The organism is Pseudomonas sp. Xaverov 259, from assembly GCF_019352915.1.
GTDB lineage: Bacteria > Pseudomonadota > Gammaproteobacteria > Pseudomonadales > Pseudomonadaceae > Aquipseudomonas.
Genome location: NZ_JAAAFV010000002.1, coordinates 69,254 through 91,600, shown reverse-complemented (window position 1 = coordinate 91,600; position 22,347 = coordinate 69,254). Strand labels below are relative to the sequence as shown.

Annotated in this window: 18 protein-coding genes; 4 read left to right on the top strand and 14 right to left on the bottom strand. The window is 59.4% G+C overall.

What is annotated here, in order from left to right:
- Positions 1–102: 102 nt before the first annotated feature.
- The 4 genes from pgm to K0H48_RS00490 form a co-directional block, all read right to left on the bottom strand.
- Complete coding sequence (pgm, locus tag K0H48_RS00505; RefSeq protein ID WP_219265701.1) at positions 103–1,746, bottom strand: phosphoglucomutase (alpha-D-glucose-1,6-bisphosphate-dependent); 1,644 nt, start codon at positions 1,744–1,746, stop codon at positions 103–105.
- A 105-nt stretch (positions 1,747–1,851) separates the two neighbouring features.
- Positions 1,852–3,258: a PLP-dependent aminotransferase family protein gene (locus K0H48_RS00500; protein ID WP_219265699.1), complete on the bottom strand. Its 1,407-nt coding sequence runs from the start codon at positions 3,256–3,258 to the stop codon at positions 1,852–1,854.
- Positions 3,255–4,685, bottom strand: coding sequence for a hypothetical protein (locus tag K0H48_RS00495; protein ID WP_219265697.1), 1,431 nt, complete (start codon positions 4,683–4,685; stop codon positions 3,255–3,257). Before K0H48_RS00495 ends, K0H48_RS00500 begins: the two co-directional genes overlap by 4 nt.
- A 720-nt stretch (positions 4,686–5,405) precedes the next feature.
- Positions 5,406–6,428 carry a zinc-dependent alcohol dehydrogenase family protein gene (locus K0H48_RS00490; RefSeq protein WP_017135574.1) on the bottom strand — a complete coding sequence of 341 codons (1,023 nt, stop codon included), beginning with the start codon at positions 6,426–6,428 and terminating at the stop codon, positions 5,406–5,408.
- 247 nt (positions 6,429–6,675) lie between these two features.
- Here K0H48_RS00490 and K0H48_RS00485 point away from each other — a divergent pair, with 247 nt between their 5' ends.
- Complete coding sequence (locus tag K0H48_RS00485; RefSeq protein WP_257626794.1) at positions 6,676–7,590, top strand: LysR family transcriptional regulator; 915 nt, start codon at positions 6,676–6,678, stop codon at positions 7,588–7,590.
- Here the strand turns inward: K0H48_RS00485 and K0H48_RS00480 are convergent.
- The 8 genes from K0H48_RS00480 to K0H48_RS00445 form a co-directional block, all read right to left on the bottom strand.
- Positions 7,587–8,957, bottom strand: coding sequence for an aromatic acid/H+ symport family MFS transporter (locus K0H48_RS00480; protein ID WP_219265695.1), 1,371 nt, complete (start codon positions 8,955–8,957; stop codon positions 7,587–7,589). The two genes, K0H48_RS00485 and K0H48_RS00480, sit on opposite strands and share 4 nt — an antisense overlap.
- A 54-nt stretch (positions 8,958–9,011) precedes the next feature.
- Positions 9,012–9,773 (bottom strand): 1,6-dihydroxycyclohexa-2,4-diene-1-carboxylate dehydrogenase, encoded by a 762-nt coding sequence (locus K0H48_RS00475; protein WP_219265693.1) that lies wholly within the window; start codon positions 9,771–9,773, stop codon positions 9,012–9,014.
- A 10-nt stretch (positions 9,774–9,783) separates the two neighbouring features.
- Positions 9,784–10,806, bottom strand: coding sequence for a benzoate 1,2-dioxygenase electron transfer component BenC (gene benC, locus K0H48_RS00470; protein WP_219265684.1), 1,023 nt, complete (start codon positions 10,804–10,806; stop codon positions 9,784–9,786).
- Positions 10,807–10,816: 10 nt separating this feature from the next.
- Complete coding sequence (benB, locus tag K0H48_RS00465) at positions 10,817–11,305, bottom strand: benzoate 1,2-dioxygenase small subunit (protein WP_219265677.1); 489 nt, start codon at positions 11,303–11,305, stop codon at positions 10,817–10,819.
- Positions 11,302–12,678 carry a Rieske 2Fe-2S domain-containing protein gene (locus tag K0H48_RS00460; RefSeq protein ID WP_219265675.1) on the bottom strand — a complete coding sequence of 459 codons (1,377 nt, stop codon included), beginning with the start codon at positions 12,676–12,678 and terminating at the stop codon, positions 11,302–11,304. Before K0H48_RS00460 ends, benB begins: the two co-directional genes overlap by 4 nt.
- A 107-nt stretch (positions 12,679–12,785) precedes the next feature.
- Positions 12,786–13,733 (bottom strand): AraC family transcriptional regulator, encoded by a 948-nt coding sequence (locus tag K0H48_RS00455; RefSeq protein WP_219265673.1) that lies wholly within the window; start codon positions 13,731–13,733, stop codon positions 12,786–12,788.
- A gap of 216 nt (positions 13,734–13,949) precedes the next feature.
- Positions 13,950–15,758, bottom strand: coding sequence for an ABC transporter ATP-binding protein (locus K0H48_RS00450; protein ID WP_219265765.1), 1,809 nt, complete (start codon positions 15,756–15,758; stop codon positions 13,950–13,952).
- Positions 15,759–15,873: 115 nt separating this feature from the next.
- Entirely contained in the window at positions 15,874–16,374 is a 501-nt protein-coding gene (locus K0H48_RS00445) for an Lrp/AsnC family transcriptional regulator (RefSeq protein WP_056859928.1), read from the bottom strand.
- A gap of 119 nt (positions 16,375–16,493) precedes the next feature.
- Between K0H48_RS00445 and K0H48_RS00440 the strand changes: the two genes are divergently transcribed.
- The 3 genes from K0H48_RS00440 (at position 16,494) to K0H48_RS00430 (ending at position 20,189) form a co-directional block, all read left to right on the top strand.
- Positions 16,494–17,528, top strand: a complete 1,035-nt coding sequence (locus K0H48_RS00440; RefSeq protein WP_219265671.1) for a histone deacetylase family protein — start codon at positions 16,494–16,496, stop codon at positions 17,526–17,528.
- 46 nt (positions 17,529–17,574) lie between these two features.
- On the top strand, positions 17,575–18,627 hold the full coding sequence (locus tag K0H48_RS00435) for an ornithine cyclodeaminase (protein ID WP_219265669.1): 1,053 nt from the start codon (positions 17,575–17,577) through the stop codon (positions 18,625–18,627).
- A gap of 146 nt (positions 18,628–18,773) precedes the next feature.
- Positions 18,774–20,189: an amino acid permease gene (locus K0H48_RS00430; protein WP_219265664.1), complete on the top strand. Its 1,416-nt coding sequence runs from the start codon at positions 18,774–18,776 to the stop codon at positions 20,187–20,189.
- 221 nt (positions 20,190–20,410) lie between these two features.
- Here K0H48_RS00430 and K0H48_RS00425 read toward each other — a convergent pair whose 3' ends face one another.
- Together K0H48_RS00425 and K0H48_RS00420 are read right to left on the bottom strand one after the other, a co-directional pair.
- On the bottom strand, positions 20,411–20,770 hold the full coding sequence (locus K0H48_RS00425) for a response regulator transcription factor (protein WP_219265657.1): 360 nt from the start codon (positions 20,768–20,770) through the stop codon (positions 20,411–20,413).
- A 23-nt stretch (positions 20,771–20,793) separates the two neighbouring features.
- Positions 20,794–22,233 (bottom strand): ATPase domain-containing protein, encoded by a 1,440-nt coding sequence (locus K0H48_RS00420; protein WP_219265649.1) that lies wholly within the window; start codon positions 22,231–22,233, stop codon positions 20,794–20,796.
- Positions 22,234–22,347: the final 114 nt, after the last annotated feature.

The window sequence follows — 22,347 nt, the reverse complement described above, 5'->3', positions numbered from 1 at the left end:
TGGGAGCTGGCTTGCCTGCGATACAGACACCTCGGTGTATTTGTTACACCGCGGTGATGCTATCGCAGGCAAGCCAGCTCCCACACGTTTGGATCTGCGGTATTACTGGGAGATGGCGCCGTCTACCAGCACCTGTGCCTCTTCCACCAACTGCTTGAGGTGGTCTTCACCCACAAAGCTTTCGGCGTAGATCTTGTAGATGTCCTCGGTGCCCGATGGCCGCGCGGCGAACCAGCCGTTTTCGGTCATCACTTTCAAGCCGCCGATTGCCTGGTTATTACCTGGCGCGTGGCTGAGGATCTGGTGGATGCTCTCTCCGGCCAGTTGCGTGGAAGTGACCTGCTCCGGCGACAGCTTGCCCAGCAGCGCTTTCTGCGCCGGGGTCGCCTTGGCGTCGACACGAATCGCGAACGGCTCGCCCAGCGCATCCGTCAGGCCACGGTAGATCTGGCTTGGGTCCTGGCCTTTGCGCGAGGTCATTTCGGCGGCCAGCAAGGCCGGGATCAGGCCGTCTTTGTCGGTACTCCACACCGTGCCGTCCTTGCGCAGGAACGAGGCGCCGGCGCTTTCTTCGCCGCCAAAGCCCAGCGAGCCTTCGAACAGGCCATCGGCAAACCACTTGAAGCCCACAGGCACCTCGTACAAGCGCCGGCCGATACGCGCCGCAACGCGATCAATCAAGCCGCTGCTGACCACGGTCTTACCCACAGCAGCATCGGCGCGCCACTGCGGACGGTTCTGGAACAGGTAATCAATCGACACGGCGAGGTAGTTATTCGGTGCCAACAGGCCACCGGAAGGCGTAACGATGCCGTGGCGGTCATGGTCCGGGTCGCAGGCGAAGGCGACGTCGAAACGTTCCTTGAGGCCGATCAAGCCTTGCATCGCATAGCTGGAGGACGGGTCCATGCGGATCTGACCGTCCCAATCGACGCTCATGAAGCGGAACGTCGAGTCGACCTCTGTGTTCACCACGTCCAGGTTCAAACGGTAGTGTTCGGCAATCGCCGACCAGTAGCGCACCCCTGCTCCGCCCAACGGATCCACGCCCAGGCGCAGGTCGGCGCTGCGGATGGCGTCCATGTCGATCACATTGACCAGGTCGGCCACGTAGCTGTTGAGGTAGTCATGGCGATGGGTGGTGTCGGCCTTGAGCGCCTGGGCATGGGTAATGCGTTTAACCCCGGCCAGCTGGTTGGCCAGCAACTCGTTGGCCTTGGCTTCGATCCACTTGGTGACGTGGGTATCGGCCGGGCCACCATTGGGCGGGTTGTACTTGTAGCCGCCACTTTGTGGCGGGTTGTGCGACGGCGTAATCACAATGCCGTCCGCCAGGCCGCTGGTACGGCCACGGTTGTAGCAAATGATGGCGTGGGAAATGGCCGGGGTCGGCGTGTATTCATCGCCTTCAGCCAGCATCACGTGCACGCCGTTGGCTGCCAACACTTCCAGGGCGCTGGCGCCCGCCGGGGTCGACAGCGCGTGGGTGTCCAGGCCGACGAACAAGGGGCCGTTGATGCCCTGGGCTTCACGGTACAGGCAAATGGCCTGGCTGATGGCAAGCACGTGCCATTCGTTGAAACTCAGCTCGAACGAGCTGCCACGGTGCCCGGAAGTACCAAAGGCCACGCGCTGGGTGGAGATCGCTGCATCAGGCTGGCCGGTGTAATAGGCCGTGACCAGTCGCGGGATATCCACCAGCAACTGGGCTGGCGCCGGCTTGCCCGCAAAAGGACTGATTGTCATGCATAAACCTCGAAAAGAAGGATTCGGAAAAAATGACAGTTTACTGAGAGTTGGACTACTGCGCGACGGTATTGATCCTACAAACCACAGAGAAGTTTCATGTATCTAGCTGATCTGTGCATCACGCAACGCCTCGCTCACCAATGCCAAGGCGACGTCCAGGTTGGGCTGCCCGTGGAAGGTGTTGCTCAACCGCAGATGCTGTTGGTGCAGGCCGCACACGCTGAACAGCTCACCGGGCGCCACGACAATTTGACGCGCCAGCAAGTAGTGGAAAGCCTTGCGCATGTCCACCGCCCGGGAGGCGCCCAACCAAAAGGTGGCCCCGCCCGCCGGCATCCGGTAAGTCACTTGATCACCCAAGTGCTGGCCCAGAAGTTCGCTCATTTCGCCCGCCTGGTCACGCAGCAGCCCGCGCAAGTGGTGCAGGTGCTGGTCGATTTTGCCGCTGTGGTACAAGCGCGCAATCGCGCGCTGGCGAATGGAGGACAGCCGGAACGAGCGCAGCAGGAACTGGCGCTGCAATTCAGCGCTCAAGTGCCGCGACAACGCGTAGCCAAACGGGGCCTCTGGGCCGAGTATTTTCTCGAACGAGGCGAACACGACCAAACGCTCAGGGTTGACCAGATCGCGCAGGGCAGCCGATGCCGGCTTGAATCCCAATTCGCCGCAGGTGTCGTTTTCCAATAGCCAGCAATCGTACCGATCGAGCAGTTGTGCCACCTCCAGACGGTCTTGGGGCTGCAAGGCAAAGGCTGACGGCAGGCTGATGGACGACGACAGCAAAACCAATTGCACCGACTCGTTACACAGCATCTCTTCGAGCAATCCCAGTTCCAGGCGGCCATCATCACTCCAGGGCACCTCAAGGATACGTACCCCGGCATCCTGCAGAAGGCGCAGAATCGACCACTCGCAAGGCGACTCGACCACCACCGTGGTACCGCGCAAACCCAATACTTCGACCAGGATGTCGAGTACACCGCGCAAATCTGCGCCGATGTACACGTCATCAGCATGCCAGTAACGAGTCGGTGATGAGGTGTAGCGAGCCGCCAGCGCCGCCCTCAGCTCCCATACCCCGCAGGGCTGGGACCAAGGCTGCAGGTGCCCTGGATACTGGCGCACCAGCTCGCGCTCAAGACGTAGCAAGGCGCCGTCCAGAGAGGCCAGCAAGGCGGGCTCATCTCCGCTGAGCACGGTCATGCCGGGGCGCCGGGACGCCACATAGAGGCGTTCGAGCAAATCCCCGCTGGGACAGGTCACTGGGCCACCGGCAAGCGGCCAAGCGTAATACCCAGACTTGGCCACCGAATACACCCTGCCCTCCTTTTCCAGCAGCGAATACGCATACTGAATGGTGGAGATCGACACCTTGAGTCGCTGGGATAACTGGCGCAACGACGGCAGCTTTACGCGCGTATCCGTGCTGACCTCGTTAATCAGGTTGATCATGTAACGATAGACCGCCTGATACGCAAAATCAGCCTGTCGCGCGCCCCGCAGCGTCATCGTCCAGACAGCTGAAAGGCCATGCCATCACGGGCTTGAGACCTTTGCACAGGTGCATTGCGGGCACCGCCGGGGGACAGGTTCATCGGCCGCTTGCGGTACAGATGCTGGAGCAAAGGCAACGGCAACCCACTGGCATCGGCGACCCATTGCTGCAACATCTCGGCGGCAGGCTTGCCCTGCAATACCTTGTGCAGCTCGGGCAACGCCACCAGCATGCCAGGGTGGCACTGACGCAAGTAACCTTCCAGCCGTTCGCCATGATGAATGAAGGGCGAAAACAACAGGCAGATCAGCTGGTTTTCGTCCAGGCCGAAGAACTGCTGAGCATAATTGCTCGACAATGCACGCTCTTCGCGACTGGCCACCTGGTTCACCAGCTCTTCGGGCACCTGCCGGCGACGCAGGTAATTGCGCGCCTGCCCCAGGAACTCCTCGACGCCCTCTTCGTAATGCAACTCGCGCAGGCACTCAGCCTGCAGGCCGCGCAGGTGCGCCATCAAAGGTGGGTTGGCAAAGCTTGGGTGGCTGAAGTGAAAGCCCAGCGGATCTGGCGTATAAGCCATGAAATCGATGAGCAATGGCGCACTGGCGCGGTCAATGCCTTCGAGCAAGTCGGCAATCCCGATGTAGGCCAGGTGGCGATACCCACCCGGGCTGACGTCAGCCTTGGGCACATAGTGCTCGCCATACAGGTCACGGTAGAAGTCGCCGCTCCACTCATCCATGCGCGTAAACAAGCCGCCGAGCGATGTCGGCTTGCCTTTGGCAGCCTTGACGCTTTTGGCCTGGGCAGCCTTTTTCAGCCAAGCCAGCAACTGGCTCTGTTTGCGCGCGGAGTCGCCACTGACCAATGCGTGCACGCCACCGTTCCAGGCGGTGACACGCTGATAGAAATCCCCCAGTGCCAGGTACGCATCGTTGCACAGCGTGGCGCGAACATCGCCGGAGGTCAGATGCCCCACCATCAACATGTTGCGCTGGTGAGCTTCACAGCCGCGGCTGGAGGCCGGGCGCTGATGATTGAAGGGCAACACCTGTTCGTTTTCGACCATCAACAACTCGACCCGGTCGTCATCATGGAAAAACAGCCGGCTGTAACCGCGATGAATCGCCTCAAGGGTGTCTTGCGTCATGCCGGTGTGGCGCAACGTCGCCACCCGTAGCTGGAAAGTCTTGGGCGCACGCCCGGCAATACTCAACTGTGCAGCACGCAGTAACGCCAGGGTGTAGGTGCTGACTTCACCACCGCCATGGGCCACCAGCACTTTGTAATCGCCCACTTGCTCCATGCCGCCGGCGGCCACGACAATACGCTGAATCAACAATTGAAGTGCGGTGCGCTCTGCGCGTGTGAAATACCCCACCAAGCGTTGTTGAACTTGCTGGTAAACATAATTCATGGCCTGTTCGTGAATAGCGCTCATAGTTCTACTACCTGAGTTGAAATATCAGTTCAAAACAACTACCGAGCGTAGTTGCTCGACCTATTGCATGTGTAAGAACGTTGCCTGCGGCGCAGTGTGTGCGACAGATAAACACTAGCACCCAGTAACAAATCGATAGGAGCTGCCTAATGGGCTCTCCCCCGAGCATTCCTGGCACCGGAGGGCCGTACCGCAAGCATCCTGACGATTGGCAGCAATGCTCCTAGGAATATTCAGACAGGCTCCTACAGCCCTTTAACCTTGAATTCAAAGAACCATCTGACAAATAAAAATTGTCAAACTTCAATCTCCATCCATGCATCGCTTGAAACCCGCCCTTGGAGTGCCAACCGCCTCGCGTCCTGGCAGAGGTTGCGCCACTCGTAGTTGCAGGAAGTACCCGCCAATGAATCAAAACGTCATTCATTACTCAGTCCTTGAGTTGAAAGTGAAGTGGCAATTATCAGCGCTGAAATAATGATTAACAGATACAGAAGTTGACCGAAAAGCAGTTCAGATAGTTACCGGGCCAAATACGCAGGGCGCAGACACAACAACGCCGCGCTGAATTTCAGGGCGGCGACGGGGAAAAGGGCATCGTTTGTGGGGCCGGACGGCCGTTGCGCGTTTCAGACAACGCGCGGATTCAACCCTGTCAAATGGCGCATTTGCCCCATGCGCCCAGGGTTTGCAAGACTCATTTACGAATCTTCCTACACCTCAAACAGCCTCAACCTGCAACGCTACGCGCTCGCGGCACGGGCATTCGTCCATGTAACGGTGTGCTTCTACAAACTGGTTGAACGCAAACACTGTGGTTTTCAATGGCACCAGCACGCGGTCGGCCGTCAGTTGGTTGATGTCACGCAAGGCGCGTTGCAAGGCAACGTGGTCCTGAATGATGCCCAACTCCGGCTTGCCGGTGAAGTTACCGATACAGTGCACAAAGAACTGGATGTTCTTCTGGAACGCTGCGCAGGCCGGGAACGGCGTCTGGTTGCCACCTTGCAAGCCGTAGAGCACCAGGCTGCCACGTGGCGCCAGCACATCACCGAGCAACGACATCTGCGGGCCGCCCAAGCCATCGAACACCACATCCACGCCGCGGTTATCGGTGAACTTGTTGATTTGCATCAGCAGGTCCTGCTCTTCGGTGACGATGACCTTTTCGGCCCCCAGCGACAGCAGGTATTCACGCTCGGCACTGTCTTTGGTCGCGGCGATCACCCGCACGCCAAGCGCCTTGCCCAATTGTACAAACGAAGGGCCGGCACAGTGGCTGGCGTCAGTCACCAGGGCAAACTGGCCGGGTTTGACCCGCGCCAGATCCATATAGGCAAAGTAGGCGATCAACAGCGGCGTGTAATGCACGCTGGCTTCAATCGGGCTCAGCACATCCGGATAACGGGTCAGCGCCGAACGCGGCAACACGATTTGCTCGCCATATACCGGGTAATCATTGGGGCTCTCGGCCGGAAAACTGGCGACTTTATCGCCTACCGCCAAGTCATCCACGCCCTCGCCGAGGGCCACCACCACACCGGCCATCTCATGGCCAAGGCCGGACGGCAGACGGGCATGGGAAGACGCCAGGTTCTGGCGCCACAGAATGTCATACCAGCTGATGCCAATCGCTTCGACACGCACCTGCACTTCGCCCGGTGCGGGCTGCGCGGCTGCATGCTCTTCGCATTTGAGCACCTCGGCCGGACCAAACTTGTGAAAACGGATCGTGCGGGACATCGCAAACCTCGTCAAAGTAACCTCTAATGCCATGAACTCTATCTGGGCTTTCCGGGTAAGACCACCGGTCGCCATTAATAGTCGACATGCCTGTCATTGATTCCGCAAGTGAGGCATTAGCCTCAAGTATCGTAGGAAAACTGAATTATCCGGTGCAGAGTACCAGCCTTTCCCCGTAAGATTCATGCCGGTCATTGTTTACATGTGGCCGCTCACGTCAAGTTTGCTGACTCTTCCAGGACACAAGATGAACCGTAACGACCTGCGTCGTGTCGACCTTAACCTCTTGATCGTATTCGAAACCTTGATGCATGAGCGCAGTGTGACCCGCGCTGCCGAGAAATTGTTCCTTGGCCAGCCGGCCATCAGCGCGGCGTTGTCGCGCCTGCGCGGGCTGTTCGATGACCCGCTGTTCGTGCGCACCGGGCGCAGCATGGAGCCAACGGCACGCGCGGTGGAAATCTTCGCCCTGCTCTCCCCGGCCCTGGACTCGATTTCCACCGCCGTCAGCCGCGCCGCCGAATTCGACCCGGCCACCAGCACCGCCGTGTTCCGTATCGGCCTGTCCGACGACGTTGAATTCGCCCTGCTGCCGCAACTGCTCAAGCGCCTGCGCGCCGAGGCGCCCGGCATTGTGCTGGTGGTGCGCCGCGTCAACTACATCCTGATGCCAGGCCTGCTCGCTTCCGGGGAAATTTCCATTGGCGTGAGCTACACCGCCGACCTGCCGGCCAACGCCAAACGCAAGGTGCTGCGCCGCAGCCTGCCGAAACTGCTGCGTGCCGACAGCGTGCCCGGCTCCCTGAGCCTGGACGACTTCTGCTCCCGCCCTCACGCCCTCGTGTCCTTCGCGGGCGACCTGAGCGGGTTTATTGATGAAGAACTGGAAAAACTTGATCGCAAACGCCACGTGGTCCTGGCAGTGCCGCAATTCAACGGGCTGGGCACACTGCTGGCCGGCACCGACATCCTCGCCACCGTGCCGGACTACGCCGCCGAGGCACTGACCGCAGCGGGCGGTTTGCGCGCCGAAGACCCACCGTTGCCGGTGCGCACGTTTGAGCTGCATATGGCGTGGCGTGGGTCGCAGGATAATGATCCGGGGGAGCGGTGGTTGCGGTCGCGGATTCAGATGTTTTTTGGGGATCCTGAGAGTCTCTAAGCGTCTTCTGGCAGGCTTTTCACCTCATCATTTGTGCCTTTCCACAAACCATGAATGGCAATACGAGTGCGCCGCTCATTCAGGGCAAATACCGTCATCGCCAGCGCTGCAATCGCGCCGGGGATGGCAAAGGCCATGAAATTCAATTGCAGAGGCAGTTCGATCGCCAGCAGCGCACCGCCCAGCAGCGGGCCGACAATCGCGCCATTGCGGCCGATGCCGGATGCCCAGCCCAGGCCTGTGGCGCGAATCGACAGGCCGTACAGCTGCGCAGCCCCTGCGTACAGCAGGATTTGCGTGCCAATGGTGGTGGCGCCCGCGACGAAGATCAGCAGGTACAGGACCGGCATCGGGCTGTTGATGCCCAGCAGGCTGATCGAGACCACGGCGGCGGCGAAGAAGCAGATCACCACTTTCACCAGGTTCAGGCGGTCGCCCAAACGGCCGCCGAGCAGCGCCCCGGCCATGCCGCCCAGATTCAGCACGATCAGGAACGACAGGCTCGACCCCAGGCTGTAACCGGCGCCAGCCATCAGCTTGGGCAGCCACGAACTCAATGCATAGACCATCAGCAGGCAACAGAAAAACGCGATCCAGATCATCGCCGTACGCACCGCCAGGCCATGCCGGAACAGCTCCACCACCGAGGCGCCTTTACCTTGGCTGTCGGCGATCACCAGCGCATCGTCGACCTCGATGCTGGTGCCGGGCGACAACCGATTAAGCAGCGCGCGAGCCTTGTCTTGTTGGCCCTGGCGGATCAGGAAGCCGATGGACTCAGGCAGCCAGTACACAATCAGTGGCAACAGCAGCAGCGGAATCACCGCCACAAAAAACATCGACTGCCAACCATAGGCTGGCAGCATGAAAATCCCGACGCTGGCGGCGAGCATGCCGCCCAGGGAATAGCCGCTGAACATGAAGGCCATCAAGGTACTGCGCAATTTCTTCGGCGCGTATTCATTGATCAGCGCCGCCGCGTTGGGCATCAACCCGCCGCAGCCGAGCCCGGCGATAAAACGGCAGATACCGAACTCGGTTGGGCTGCTGGCAAAGCCATTGATCACGGTGGCCAGACTGAACAGGGTGAAACAGAACACGATGCCTTTCTTGCGCCCGAAACGGTCGGCCAGGGTGCCGAAAATCAACGCACCGAACATCATGCCGAACAGCGCATAGCTGCCCAGGGCGCCAGCCTGCAACGGCGTCAGCCCCCACTCGCGCATGATTGACGGCAGCACCACGCCATAGATAAACAAGTCATAGCCGTCAAAGATCAACAGCAACGCACACAGGCTCACGATCAACCAGTGGAAGCGGTTGAACGGGGCATTATCGATGATCGAATGGACATCATGGCTACGCATGGCAGTGCTCGCTTTATTGTTGTTGTGAGTCAATGTCAGCTGTTTGAAAAAGCCTTAGCCGAGGTCGCCGCCGCCCACCGGCAAGGTCACGCCGGTGATGTAGGAGGCCTCGTCGCAGGCCAGGAACAGAATCGCGCCAACTTGTTCGTCGATGCTGCCGTAGCGGTTCATCGGGCTGCTGTCGAGGGTCTGGTCGACGATCTGCTGGTACCACACACGCTCCTGCTCGCTCTGTGGCTGGCTGTTGCGCGGGATGCGCCGTGGCGGTGCCTCGGTGCCGCCGGGCGCGGTGGCGTTGACGCGAATCCCGCTGCCGGCGGTCTCCAGGGCCAGGCAGGCCGTCAGGGCATTCACGCCGCCCTTGGCCGCGCCATAGGGCACGCGATTGACCCCACGCGTAGCCACTGAAGACACGTTGACGATGGCGCCCGCGCCCTGCTCCAGCATGTAGGACAGCACGCAATGGCAGCACCACAACGTAGGGAACAGCGAGCGGCGCACTTCGGCCTCGATTTCAGCCTCGGCGTAATGCTCGAAGGGCTTGGCCCAAATGGTCCCGCCGACGTTATTGACCAGCACGTCGATGCGCCCGAAACGCGCCGTGGCGGCGGCCATCACCCGCGCGCACTCGCTGTATTGTTCCAGGTCGGCGGTCAGCAGCAGCGCGCGCTCATGCTGTAATTCATGCACAAGCTCGGAGCGATCCACCGCGACCAGCCAGGCGCCCTCCTCCAGCAAGCGCTCGGCGACACGCCGGCCGATCCCTTGGGCAGCGCCGGTGACCAGCGCGACCTTGTTGTTAAACCGTTGAGTCATGCGGCAGTCCTCAGGCGGCATCGCACGTGGCGACGGCATTAGCGGTGAATTTCTCGTAATGGAAGCTGGCCGGGGTCACGCCCTGCCGCTTGAAGTGTTCGCGCACCGCATCGACCATCGGCGGCGGGCCGCACAGGTACACGTCGACATCGCCGCCATTGAGGGCTTCGTCGGCCATGTGCTGAGTCACATAGCCCTGGCGCGGGTGAGTGGTGTGCGGATCAGCCACGCAAGTCACCAGGTTGAAACCGGGCAAACGCGCGGTAAAAGCCTGCAACGCCTCGACCATCACCAGGTCCTGATCCCGTGTTACGCCGTAGATCAACCGGATCGGGCGGGTTTCCTGGCGCTGCGCGAGCACTTCAAGCATCGACAGGAACGGCGCCAGGCCAGTGCCTCCGGCCAGTAACAGCAGCGGCCGCGCCACCTCACGCAGGTAGAAACTCCCGAGTGGGCCGGTGATCGCCACACTGTCGCCCGGCTGGGCGCGCTCGAGCCAGTTGCTCATCAACCCGCCGGGCACGTGCTTGATCAGGAAGCTGGCGCGTGTGTCGCCCGGGCGACTGCTGAAGGAATAAGCGCGTGCCTGCCCACTGTCGGGCACGCTGATATTCACGTACTGGCCGGGCAGGAATACCGGCGCCTGGTCCAGCTCGAAACTCACCTCCAATGCGGCATCGGCGTGTCGGGTGATGCCGGCCAGCGTCGCGGCAAAGTGCGTGGTGCCGGTCTTGCAGGCGCTGGACGGCACCGGTACGGCGATCACGCAGTCGGACTGCGGCACCATCTGGCAGGTCAGTACCTGGCGCGCCTGCGCTTCGTCGGCGCTCAGGGCGTCGTCGATGTAGTCGTCGCCCAAGTCGTAGGCGCCGGTTTCACAGCGGCATTTGCAGGTGCCGCACACACCGTCCGAGCAGTCCATGGGCAGGTTGATGCGCTGGCGGAAGGCGGCATCGAGCACCTTTTCCCCGACCTTGCAGTCGATGAAGCGGGTCACCCCATCCTCGAAGTTCAGGGCGATGGCATACGTCATGGCGGCGTCCTCAGATGTGGTAGATGTCGATGACCTGGTGGATGTAGTCGTTTTTCAGTACCACCTTCTTGCGCGTGATCAGCGGCTGCTCGGCACGGATGTCGAGGCGATAGAAAGAGGTACCGAAATAACTGTCGGTGGTTTTGTAGCGGTGGCTGAGGGTGTGCCAGTTGAAACGCAGGTCCACCTGCGCGCCGTCGTCGGCCAGCACTTCGAGGTTGCACAGCATATGCGCGGTGCGCGGCTCGGGCGTACTGGCGCTGGAGCGCTCGGTCTTGATACGGAAGATGCGGTCTTCCAGGCCGTCACGGCTGGGGTAGTAGATCAGCGAGATTTCGCGCTGCGGGTCTTCGGTGAGGGTGTCGTGATCGTCCCAGGCGGGCATCCAGAACTCGGCCTTGGGCGAATAGCAGGCCAGCCAGTCATCCCATTGGCGGTCGTCGAGCAGGCGCGCTTCACGGTAGAGAAAATCCAGCAGTTGGTCACGGGCGAGATTCATGGCTGCACCTCGCGGTCGCTGGCAATCAGCCCTTGCTGTTCGCGCTCGATCGCCCGCTGCAGGCTCTGGGCCCAGTACGCATGCTGGCGCACAAACAAGCCCTCGTCCTCGGTCTTGACCCCGCTGAGCTGCGGTTGCATGCCCATGGCCAAGGCGTTTGCGTCCGCGCCTTCAACCCACTGTTTGGCGCCACGGCTCAAGTCATTCCACAGGGTGCTTGCGCCTTGGTAACCGGTCTGGCAGGCGCGAAATTCCTCGAGGTCATCCGGGGTGCCCATGCCGCTGACGTTGAAGAAGTCTTCGTACTGGCGAATCCGCGTGGCACGCTCCTGGGCGCTTTCGCCGATGGGCGCCATGCAATAGATCGTCACTTCGGTTTTATCCACAGCGAGGGGGCGCACCACGCGGATCTGGGTCGAGAACTGGTCCATCAGGTACACATTGGGGTAGAGGCAGAGGTTGCGGGTCTGGTCGACGATAAAGTCGGCGCGCGCCTGGCCCAGGCGTTCGGCCAAGGCCTCGCGGTGCGCGTGCACCGGGCGCACTTCTGGGTTGAGCAGGCGCGTCCACAGCAGGATATGCCCGTGGTCGAAGGCGTAGACGCCGCCCAGGCTTTTCGACCAACCATTGGCGTCGACGGTGCGCGTGCCTTCGGCTGCATAGTTACGCCGGCCCATGGTCGCCGAGTAGTTCCAGTGCACGGAACTGACGTGATAACCGTCGGCGCCGTTTTCGATTTGCAGCTTCCAGTTGCCGTCATACACATAGGCTGAGCTGCCGCGCAGCACCTCCAGGCCCAAAGGCGCCTGGTCGACCATCTGGTCGATGATGACGCGGGTTTCGCCCAGGTAATCGCGCAGTTCCGGCACCGCATCGCTGAGGCTGCCGAACAGGAAACCGCGGTAGTTTTCAAAGCGCGCCAGGCGCTTGAGGTCATGGGAGCCGTCGCAGTCGAAGCTGTCCGGGTAGGCGCCGGTCTTGGCGTCCTTTACCTTGAGCAACTTGCCGGCGTTGCTGAACGTCCAGCCATGGAAGGGGCAAGTGAATGAGCCTTTGTTGCCTTGTTTGCGTCGGCACAGCATGGCGCCGCGATGCGCACAGGCGTTGACCAGGCCATGCAGCGCGGCGTGTTTGTCACGGGTGATGACCACCGGCTGGCGGCCGATCCAGGTGGTGAAGTAATCGTTGACCTGCGGCACCTGGCTTTCATGGGCCAGGTAGATCCAGCCGCCTTCGAAGATGTGCTTCATCTCCAGGGCAAACAGGTCGGGGTCGGTAAAGATGTCGCGGCGGCAGCGGAACACCCCAGTGGCGGGGTCTTCCTGTACGGACTCGCGCAATTGGCCGGCGAGTCGGTCGAGTTTACTGATCATGGGGCGGGCCCTCCGTTGTTCTTGTATCAGGCGCCCTCACCGTACGTGTTCGCCCTGCGCGTCAATATCCGCTGCCTGCACATCGTTATCCGCCAGGCGCACGTCGCTTAACGATGGCGTTTGAAGGTCTGCGACGGCAGTTCGCCGAAGCGTTTGCGATAGGCCTCGGAAAACCGCCCCAGGTGCATGAAGCCATGGTCCAAAGCCACCTCGGTCACGCTGCGCGTGCTGCTCAGTTGCAAGCGTGCGTGCACACGTTCGAGCTTGCAGCGGCGTACATAGTCGCGCGGCGACAGCCCCACCTGGCGCTCAAACAGGCTGTACAGCGAACGTTCGCTGACGTTGGCCACGGCCATCAACTGCTCGACGCTGATGTCATCGCCCAGGTGCTGCTGGATAAATTCGCGCACCGCTTCAAACCCACCGCCGTGGGCAGCCTGGGGAATCACCCGCAACACATTGCTGCCCAGCAATGCCAGCAGCTTGTTGGCCACGATGCGTTCGTACAGGCCCTGCGTGTGGGGCTCGGCAGCGTTTTCCGCCTCATGGCAGATCAGCCCTAGCAACGGCAGGAAGCCGCCCATCTCACTCAGCGCGTGGCGGGCTGTGGCGAAGCGGATACCCACCTGCGGCAGGCTCCAGTGCTGCTCCAGGCAGGCGTTTTCGAGCAGGCGCACCGGCAGTTTGATGATGAATTTCTCGCAATCGGCGGAATAGGTCAGGTCGACCGGGTCGTCCGGGTTGATCAGCAGGATTTCCCCCGGCCCGAACACGTCATCCTCGCCACGGGAGCTGGAGCGGCAATGCCCGCTCAACAGGATCTGCAGGTGATAGATGGTCTCCAGCGCCACCGATGTGACCCGTACCGGTGCGCCGTAGCTGATGCGGCACAGGTCCAGGCTGGCGAAGGTGCGATGGCTGATACTTGCCCGGGGCCGGCCCTTGGGAGGCAGGCGAATGCAGTGGCTGCCCACATGCTGGTTGACGTAGTCCGACACCGCGTAGGCATCGGCGCCCTGGAAAATCTGGCTGCGCTCACTCAATAACACGGTCATGGTTGCGACTCTTTTATAGTTATTGGGCTCAGGCTGACGCCTGGGTAGGGGGGCGTCCAATATGGAAAAAGTCTGAAGGGATACCCTGGAGGTATTGTCGGGCGTTCTGCGCCAGGGTTTCAGCGGTGCGCCGGGGCGCGCAGGGCTTTAGGTGAGCCTGTCGTGCTAAAACTTTGAAACAATACGCTTGGCCGGATTGGACGGGCGCTCGGTGACCTAGCGATACCCGCGCGCCTGAACGTCGAACAACTCGGCATAGCGCCCACCCGCCGCCATCAACTGGTGATGGCTGCCCTCCTCCAGGATTCCCCCGCCGTCCAGCACGATGATGTGGTCAGCATTGCGCACGCTGGAGAATCGATGGGAAATCAACAACGTCATGCGGCCCTTGGCGTGCTCGCGAAAGTGCTCGAACACCGCCGCCTCGGCGCCGGCGTCCAGCGCAGCCGTCGGCTCGTCAAGAATCAGCAGGTCCGCCTCCTGGCGCATATACGCGCGTGACAAGGCGACTTTCTGCCATTGCCCACCCGACAACTCCTGGCCGCCAAGCCAGCGCCCTAACTGGGTGCCGTAGGCTTTGCTCAGGCGCTCGATGAATTCGGCGGCCACCCCCTGGGTTGCGGCAGTGCGCCAGCGCGCCTCGTCGTTCAACGCATCGACGTCACCCACGCCAAGGTTCTCGCCGACGGTCATCTGGTAGCGGATGTAATCCTGGAAAATCACCCCAATGCGCTGGCGCAATGTCTGTTCATCCCAGTCTTGCAAGTCGCTGCCATCCAGCAGAATGCGCCCCTCGTGCGGGGTATACAGGCGCGTGAGCAGTTTGATCAGGCTGGTTTTGCCCGAGCCATTCTCGCCCACCAGCGCCAGGCTTTGCCCCGGCGCCAAGTGCAGGTTGATGTCAGTCAATGCCGGCCGCTCGGCGCCGGGGTAACTGAACCCCACGTGCTCGCAGCGCAGACCGTCGCCGGGACGCGCGCCCTGGGTAAGCCGGCCACGCGGCACGACTACAGGGGTCAGCAGGTACTCATAAAGGTCCGACAGAAACAGACTGTCGTCATACAGGCCGGCAATCGCGCTGAGGCTGGCGGTGATCGCGCTTTGCCCCTGCTTGAACAGCACGATGTACATGGTCATCTGGCCCAGGCTGGTCTGGCCGCGCACGGTGTCCAGCACCACCCAGGCGTAAGCCACATAAAACGCCGCAGTGCCCAGCAGGCCCAGGGCAAAGCCCCAGGCATCCCGGCGCACCGTCAACTGGCGGTCTTCGGTGTACAAGCGCCGGGCGTTGTCGCGGTAGCGCTTGAGGAACAGCGGCGCCAGGCCGAACAGCTTGACCTCTTTGGCGTGGGTCTCGTGGGACAGCAGCGATTCCAGGTAATTCTGCTGACGGGTCTCGGGCGCGCGCCGGTGGAACAGGCGAAACGCATTGCCCGAGAAATGCGTCTCGGCGAAGAACACCGGTAAGGCGCCGACCACCAGAATCACCAGCGCCCACGGCGAAAAGTGCACCAACAGCACGGCAAAGCTGATCAGCGAGATCAGATTCTGCACCAGTCCCAGGCCCTTGGTGACCAGGCTCAGCGGCCGTGTCGACGCGCCCTGGCGCACGCGCACCAGCTTGTCGTGGAACTCGGCGTCTTCAAATTGCAGGAGTGAGAGGGTCTGGGCTTTTTCCAGAATCATCAGGTTGACCTTCACTCCCAACTGCACCCGCAGCAACGATTGCTGCATGGACAACGCGCGCTGGGCGGCGGCCAGCAGCGCCAACACCCCCGCCTCGGCCAGCACGTACTGCATCACTGGCCATACGGGCGCCTGGCTGCCGGCTGCATGAATCTGCATCGCGTGCACCACGCCATCGACAATGCGCTGGCCGATCCAGGCAGCCAGCGCAGGCAACAGACCGGCAACGATGGTGGCCAGCAGCAGGCCTATGAATAAGGGACGCGACGTCCCCCACACCAGCTTCAGTGCCCTGCGCGCCTGGATGGAAAACGCGCTCAATCGATTGAACAGCACCATGAATGGCATGGACTCCGTGTGGGGGCTGGGGTGAGACGAGTGGATTATGGCAGGCGATGGCGTTGCGCACATCCAACGGTGAGGCAACAGGGGCGCAGCCCAGAAGGTCCGACATTCAATCCTTGCTCAACTTGGGTATGGCCATACGGCTACCCGCTTTGATTTCACGCAACGCCAGACTCGACTGAATAGACGCGATTCCAACCTGGCGCCTCAGCACTTGCTCGATAAAGTCGCTGTAGCTATCAAGATCCTCTGCCAACACTTGAAGCACGTAGTCGGCATCTCCGGTGATCTTGTGGCAGGCCAATACCTCAGGCAACTGCGCAATGACTGCCTCGAAAGCGTCCGGAGCATGATCGGCATGGGTGGAAAAGCGAATGTGCACGAATGCCATGATATCCAGCCCCAGCATTCTTCGATCAAGGGTTGCCTGATAACCCTTTATCACGCCTGCCTCCTCCATTCTCTTGCGACGTCGCCAGCAAGGCGTGAGGCTCAATGAAAGCCGCTCACTGAGTTCGGCGTTGGAAATGCTCGCGTCCTCCTGCAATAACTCAAGAATGGCCAGATCGGTCTCATCGAGGCTGATGCGTCTGGATATATTTTTCTTCATTACGCTATTCCTGAGTTAAATCGCCCGATAAATATCCATAAATACAAAAACAAAGCAAAGAAATAGCATCCTGACCAGAACAGAATATTTGCACTGGCTCACATTAACGGATGCGCAGAATGTTTACAGTTTTCAGTGATTCCCACCGTCTGCACCATGGCACCGAGTTGAAGGATGGCGTGCTCAAACCGTCGTTCGAGCAGCCCAGCCGGGCCGACACCGTTCACAACCGCGTCAAGCAAGTAGGCCTCGGCCAGATAGTCGAACCGCGCGTGTTTGACCGCTCGTGTTACGTCAACGCGCACAGCGAGCGCTACGTGAGCTTCCTGGAAAGCGCCTGGTCGCAATGGTCCGCCACAGGGCGCACCCATGATGCCCTGCCGCTGGTATGGCCTGTACGTGACCTGGCCAATGATCAGGTGCCAACGTTCATTGACGGCAAACTCGGCTTCTATGCGATGGATGCCGGCTCGCCGATCACTGCCACTACCTGGCAGGCAGTCAGGACCAGCGCCGATATCGCCCTGACGGGCCTGGCACTTATCGATGAAGGCCATGACAGTGCCTTTGCCCTGTGTCGTCCGCCAGGCCATCACGCGGCGCGTGAATACATGGGGGGTTACTGCTATCTCAACAATGCCGCCATTGCTGCACAGCAGGCAATCACCCAGGGCGCCAAACGCGTCGCAGTACTCGACGTCGACTTTCATCACGGCAACGGCACCCAGAACATTTTTTACCCGCGCAATGACGTGATGTTCGTATCGCTGCACGGCGAGCCGGCCGTGTCCTATCCCTACTACTCGGGGTTCAGCGATGAAGTCGGCGCAGGTGTTGGCGAAGGGTTCAACCTCAACTACCCGCTGCCAAAGAACACCGCCTGGGATGCCTACCGCGACGCCCTGCTGCATGCCTGCAAGAAACTTCAGCAATTCTCGCCGCAGGTACTGGTGATCTCACTGGGCGTCGACACCTTCAAGGACGACCCGATCAGTCACTTCCTGTTGGAAAGCGAGGATTTCATCGGGATCGGCGAGCTGATAGCGAGTGTGGGTTGCCCCACCCTGTTTGTGATGGAAGGCGGCTATATGGTCGATGAAATCGGCATCAATGCCGTGAACGTACTGCATGGCTTCGAGAGCAAACGCGCCTGACCCCCTTGCTCTACAACGTTTAACTGGATGTATTGGAGAATAAAAAATGACGCTCTTCCTAGATGTCGATGATGCCGCACGCCTGTTCGCCAAGGTTGGCATCCGCCGCGCAATTCGCGAGATGGCCACCTACATCGAAGCAGACTATTTACGCTGGGCGCAGTTTGACAAGTCGCCGCGCACGGCCAATCACTCCACAGACGGTGTGATCGAGTTGATGCCTACCGATGACGGCAAGCAGTACTCTTTCAAGTACGTGAACGGCCATCCGGACAATGGTCAGCAGAACCTGCTGACGGTGATGGCATTCGGTCTGCTGGCCGATGTTCACAGTGGCTATCCAACCCTGCTCAGCGAGCTGACACTGACAACCGCAGTTCGCACTGCTGCAACCTCAGCACTGGTCGCGCGTACCCTTGCCCGTCCAGGGGCAACCTCGATGGCTGTCATTGGCAATGGCGCTCAGAGTGAGTTTCAGGCGCTTGCCTTCCATGAAATGCTGGGCATCAACGAAATTCGCATCTTCGATATTGATCGCGACGCCTCACTCAAGTTGCTGCACAACCTGGCGGCTTTCCCGAGCATAAAAGTGATTCACGCCAACTCCGTAAAGGAAGCGGTCAAGGGCGCGCACATTGTCACCACCGTTACCGCCGACAAGGCCTACGCAACAATTCTGACGCCCGAGATGATTGAACCCGGTATGCATATCAATGCCGTCGGCGGCGACTGCCCGGGTAAAACCGAACTACACGCCGACATCCTGCGCAACGCCCGGGTCATCGTGGAGTTTGAACCTCAAACGCGGATTGAAGGTGATATTCAGCAACTAGAGGCTGACTCTCCCGTCATCGAATTTTTCCGGATTGCGCAAGGCGACGTCCAGGGACGCGAGAGCGATGCACAGGTGACGGTATTCGATTCCGTGGGCTTTGCCCTCGAGGATTTCTCGTCGCTTCGCTACCTGCATGCGATGGCGCAAGAACACCAAGTCGGCCGACACATCCATCTGGTACCAACGCCTGAAAATATAAAAAACCTGTTCCAGATGCTTGATCGGCAACCGACCAAAGCCGCCCATCTGCGCACGGCCAGTTGACCTGCAAGTGACGTCCCCGGCCTTTGAGAGCGGGCCGTCACTGTTCCGATAAACCAACGCCGTCACCCGCCATTGCCTCCTGACAATGGCGCTGGATACCTACTTTTCTGCCAAAACTCAAAAACATAAGACCAAGAGGTTTTGAAATGAAATCGAATTCATCAGAGCGGGTTGAGCAGCCTGCGCTGCAGCGCACGCTCAGCAATCGTCACATACAGTTAATGGCAATGGGCGGAGCCATTGGTACAGGGTTGTTCATGGGCTCCGGAAAAATCATCGCCCTCTCCGGCACCTCGATCATCCTCATCTACATGATCATTGGCCTGTTCGTTTACTTCGTCATGCGTGCCATGGGCGAAATGCTGCTTTCCAATTTGAATTTCAAGACCTTTGCGGATTTTGCCGGCGCCTACCTGGGGCCTCGCGCTGCCTTTTTTCTCGGCTGGTCATATTGGCTTAGCTGGAGCGTTGCAGTGATCGGCGATGCCGTCGTCGTCGGAGGCTTTTTCCAGTACTGGTTCCCCCATCTGCCTGCCTGGATACCGGCGATCGGGATGCTGGCGACACTGTTTGCCTTGAACGTGCTGACGGTCAGGCTTTTCGGTGAAGTCGAATTCTGGTTCGCGATCATCAAGATCATCGCCGTCGTGACGCTTATTGGCGTGAGCATTGCGCTGATTGCCAGCTCGTTCGTATCCCCCAGTGGCGTTACCGCGTCCCTGAGCCATCTGGTGGATAAGCAGGCTACATTCCCTAATGGCTTGCTTGGGTTTTTTGCCGGTTTTCAGATGGCGATATTCTCATTTGCCGGCACCGAGTTGATCGGCACCGCTGCGGCAGAAACCCGTGCTCCGGAGAAGACGTTACCCAAGGCAATCAACTCGATTCCGCTGCGCATCATCCTGTTCTACGTGTTGGCATTGGGCTGCATTATTGCCGTGACGTCCTGGCAACAGGTGTCACCGGTAAAAAGTCCTTTTGTCGAACTGTTCCTCGTCGCAGGCTTTCCCGCAGCAGCCGGCATCGTTAACTTCGTGGTCCTCACATCCGCCGCATCATCGGCCAACAGTGGCGTATTCTCCTCCAGCCGTATGCTGTTCGGGCTGGCCAATCAAGACAACGCTCCGGGTATCTTTCGGCGTCTATCGGGCAACAGCGTGCCGCTGTTGAGCCTGGCCTTCACGACACTGTTGATTCTCTCAGGTGTGCTCGTGCTGTTCATCGTTCCGCAAGTCATGACAGCATTCACCATCGTTTCCACCGTGTCAGCGATTCTGGTGATCTTCACGTGGTCGACCATCCTCGCGTCTTACATTGCCTATCGCAAAAAACGCCCTGAGCTTCACGCCAAATCTGCTTACAAGATGCCAGGCGGCGTGCCAATGGCCTGGTTATCACTGGCTTTTATGGGCTTCGTGCTCTGCCTGCTGGCATTGAGACCCGACACACGCGTTGCGTTGATGGTCATGCCGGGGTGGTTCATATGGCTGGCAATTGCCTATCAGCTGACACGTAGCTGGAAACCAAAAACCACCGTTGAATCGGCAGGCCAATTCGGTTGAGTCAAAAGGCGTATTGCAACCGGCAACGATCACGGCAGAGAACCCCAGACTTGCTCGCCTCAGAGGCCGATTGAAAGAGAAGAAAAAAGGCGCTATCGCGTAGAACCGAAAACAGGTACTACCAAAACGTGTACAAGAGCCTCTCGAAAAAATTTTTCAACTCGATTGTTTGGGCAGGTGGAGCCCGATCCCCCGTGGCTCCGGGTAGGTAGATGCAGTACTCACTGACCATAGGCGAGCAGCTTTTTGACTTCGGCAATGATCAAGTCGATGTTGAATGGCTTCGCCACTACCGCATCAAACAGATCCGATCTCTGCATGCCGATATGTGCCTGAGCACCGCTCATCAAGATGATCGGCAATTGATTAGGGAGGGCTCGAACGGCTGTGGCGAATTCCAGACCGTCCATAACGGGCATCATAAAATCGGTGATGATCAAGGCTGGCCTTTCTCTGTCCAGCACTTCCAATCCTTTTCGACCATTGCTGGCAGTCACCACCATGAACCCCTCATCCTCCAGTGCGAAGCTGAGAATGTCAGCGATCAAATACTCGTCGTCGACGACCAGGATGGTGGTCATGTTAATTCAACCCATTCAAAAGCTTAAGAAATTGAACCAGGCGATGTCTCAGTGGGGACTGAAGGTTCATGTCTCGAAGCCTTTTTCAGGAAAACATCTCGATCTTGGATGACAACCTCAAATCTGGAGGGGTCATAAGAGCTATCTCGTACCTTAAGAATGGAAAGCGTCCTGCTTAGTTCAGAGGAATTCTCAGAGAACCGCATCAGCATCAAGTTATCGACGATACTGGACAGGTCAGAGTTTGGCGCGCTGACCGCGGAGCCAAATAGATCACGCATTTCCCAGGATGCGAATACGGTTACGCCCCGGCATCGCAGCTCATTCATCAGCGCACTTAAGAAGTCAGTAATTCGCGCCGGGTTTGTAGAGACTCGGGTCATACCGCTGAGGCTATCGATGAACAGGCGCTTGATGCCCTTTTCTTCTACAAGACTCAACAGGCGTGCGCCCAACCCATCCAGCAACCCCTCGGTAGTAGGCTGCCAGGCAATGCTCAGGGCGCCGCTGTCCTCCATGCCTTTGATATCGATACCCAATGATTGGCCTTTGAGTCGCAACCGTTGTGGGCTTTCATAAAAGCCAAAATGCAGTCCCGGAGCATCCACCGTCGACTCGGCCAGAAACTTCAGGCCCAGCGTCGTTTTACCAATGCCGGAGGGGCCCATGACCAGAGACACGCTGGAACTGTAAAGGCCTCCACCCAGTATGCCGTCCAGCGAACCAATGCCACTGGGAATACGCGTCATGTCGGCGCTGTCGGGGGCGGACGGGTGGCTATAAAGGCTTTCGAGACGAGGGTAAACCACCAATCCATTGTCGTTAATCTCACACTCATGAAGGCCTGTCATGGCTCCACTGCCGCGAGTTTTACGCAGTTGAATACGACGTACCGAGCGAGTGCCAAATAGCTCTTCGCCCATTTCAATGACGCCATCAACCATGGTGTGCTCAGGGCTGCCGTCGTCAAGACGGGAACTGGTCAGAAACAGCACCGTGCAACCCGCGAAAGCTGCGTGCCCTTGCAACTCGGAAATGAATTTCTTGGTGTCGATGTGCGAGTCGGCTTTTGAGCGAGCATTGAGCAAGCCATCCACCACCATCACTGTAGCTTTTTGGCGACTTATCTCGCGCCGAAGCAGTTTCACCACCTCGTCCAGCCCTTCGTTTTCCAACGTGTCAAACGCGCTGACAAACTGAATGTCGGCGCCCACTTTGGAAGCGTCGAAAAAGCTCAGAGTAGAAAGAAACTGAAACAGACGGTCGTGTGACTCGGCCAGCAGTGTGGCGACCAGAACCCGGCCTCCATTGTTCGCATGATGGAACCCAAGCTGGTTGGCCAGGATCGTTTTGCCAGATCCCGGTCGCCCCTGGATTATGTAGGAGGCGCCCGCGACCAGCCCTCCCTTGAGCAGAGCGTCGAGCCCTTCGATTCCACTTTGGAGGCGTTTTAGCTTTTCCACAATGCGACCCTGATCTGAAAAACAGGCTGTTTAAGCCGAGTGATGGGGATGCTAACGCCATTTACGTTTTAGAGCCATTCAGACCTGGAGCACGGCTGGTTAATCAACGGGGGT

Excerpts from the sequence above, each read along its gene's own strand:
- K0H48_RS00430 (WP_219265664.1), top strand. The coding sequence starts at position 18,774 with ATGAAATCGAATTCATCAGAGCGGGTTGAGCAGCCTGCGCTGCAGCGC.
- K0H48_RS00455 (WP_219265673.1), bottom strand. The coding sequence starts at position 13,733 with ATGACCGTGTTATTGAGTGAGCGCAGCCAGATTTTCCAGGGCGCCGAT.
- K0H48_RS00495 (WP_219265697.1), bottom strand. The coding sequence starts at position 4,685 with ATGAGCGCTATTCACGAACAGGCCATGAATTATGTTTACCAGCAAGTT.
- K0H48_RS00480 (WP_219265695.1), bottom strand. The coding sequence starts at position 8,957 with ATGCGTAGCCATGATGTCCATTCGATCATCGATAATGCCCCGTTCAAC.
- K0H48_RS00425 (WP_219265657.1), bottom strand. The coding sequence starts at position 20,770 with ATGACCACCATCCTGGTCGTCGACGACGAGTATTTGATCGCTGACATT.
- K0H48_RS00445 (WP_056859928.1), bottom strand. The coding sequence starts at position 16,374 with ATGAAGAAAAATATATCCAGACGCATCAGCCTCGATGAGACCGATCTG.
- K0H48_RS00440 (WP_219265671.1), top strand. The coding sequence starts at position 16,494 with ATGTTTACAGTTTTCAGTGATTCCCACCGTCTGCACCATGGCACCGAG.
- K0H48_RS00490 (WP_017135574.1), bottom strand. The coding sequence starts at position 6,428 with ATGTCCCGCACGATCCGTTTTCACAAGTTTGGTCCGGCCGAGGTGCTC.
- benB (WP_219265677.1), bottom strand. The coding sequence starts at position 11,305 with ATGAATCTCGCCCGTGACCAACTGCTGGATTTTCTCTACCGTGAAGCG.
- benC (WP_219265684.1), bottom strand. The coding sequence starts at position 10,806 with ATGACGTATGCCATCGCCCTGAACTTCGAGGATGGGGTGACCCGCTTC.
- K0H48_RS00475 (WP_219265693.1), bottom strand. The coding sequence starts at position 9,773 with ATGACTCAACGGTTTAACAACAAGGTCGCGCTGGTCACCGGCGCTGCC.
- pgm (WP_219265701.1), bottom strand. The coding sequence starts at position 1,746 with ATGACAATCAGTCCTTTTGCGGGCAAGCCGGCGCCAGCCCAGTTGCTG.
- K0H48_RS00500 (WP_219265699.1), bottom strand. The coding sequence starts at position 3,258 with ATGACGCTGCGGGGCGCGCGACAGGCTGATTTTGCGTATCAGGCGGTC.
- K0H48_RS00485 (WP_257626794.1), top strand. The coding sequence starts at position 6,676 with ATGAACCGTAACGACCTGCGTCGTGTCGACCTTAACCTCTTGATCGTA.
- K0H48_RS00460 (WP_219265675.1), bottom strand. The coding sequence starts at position 12,678 with ATGATCAGTAAACTCGACCGACTCGCCGGCCAATTGCGCGAGTCCGTA.
- K0H48_RS00450 (WP_219265765.1), bottom strand. The coding sequence starts at position 15,758 with ATGGTGCTGTTCAATCGATTGAGCGCGTTTTCCATCCAGGCGCGCAGG.
- K0H48_RS00435 (WP_219265669.1), top strand. The coding sequence starts at position 17,575 with ATGACGCTCTTCCTAGATGTCGATGATGCCGCACGCCTGTTCGCCAAG.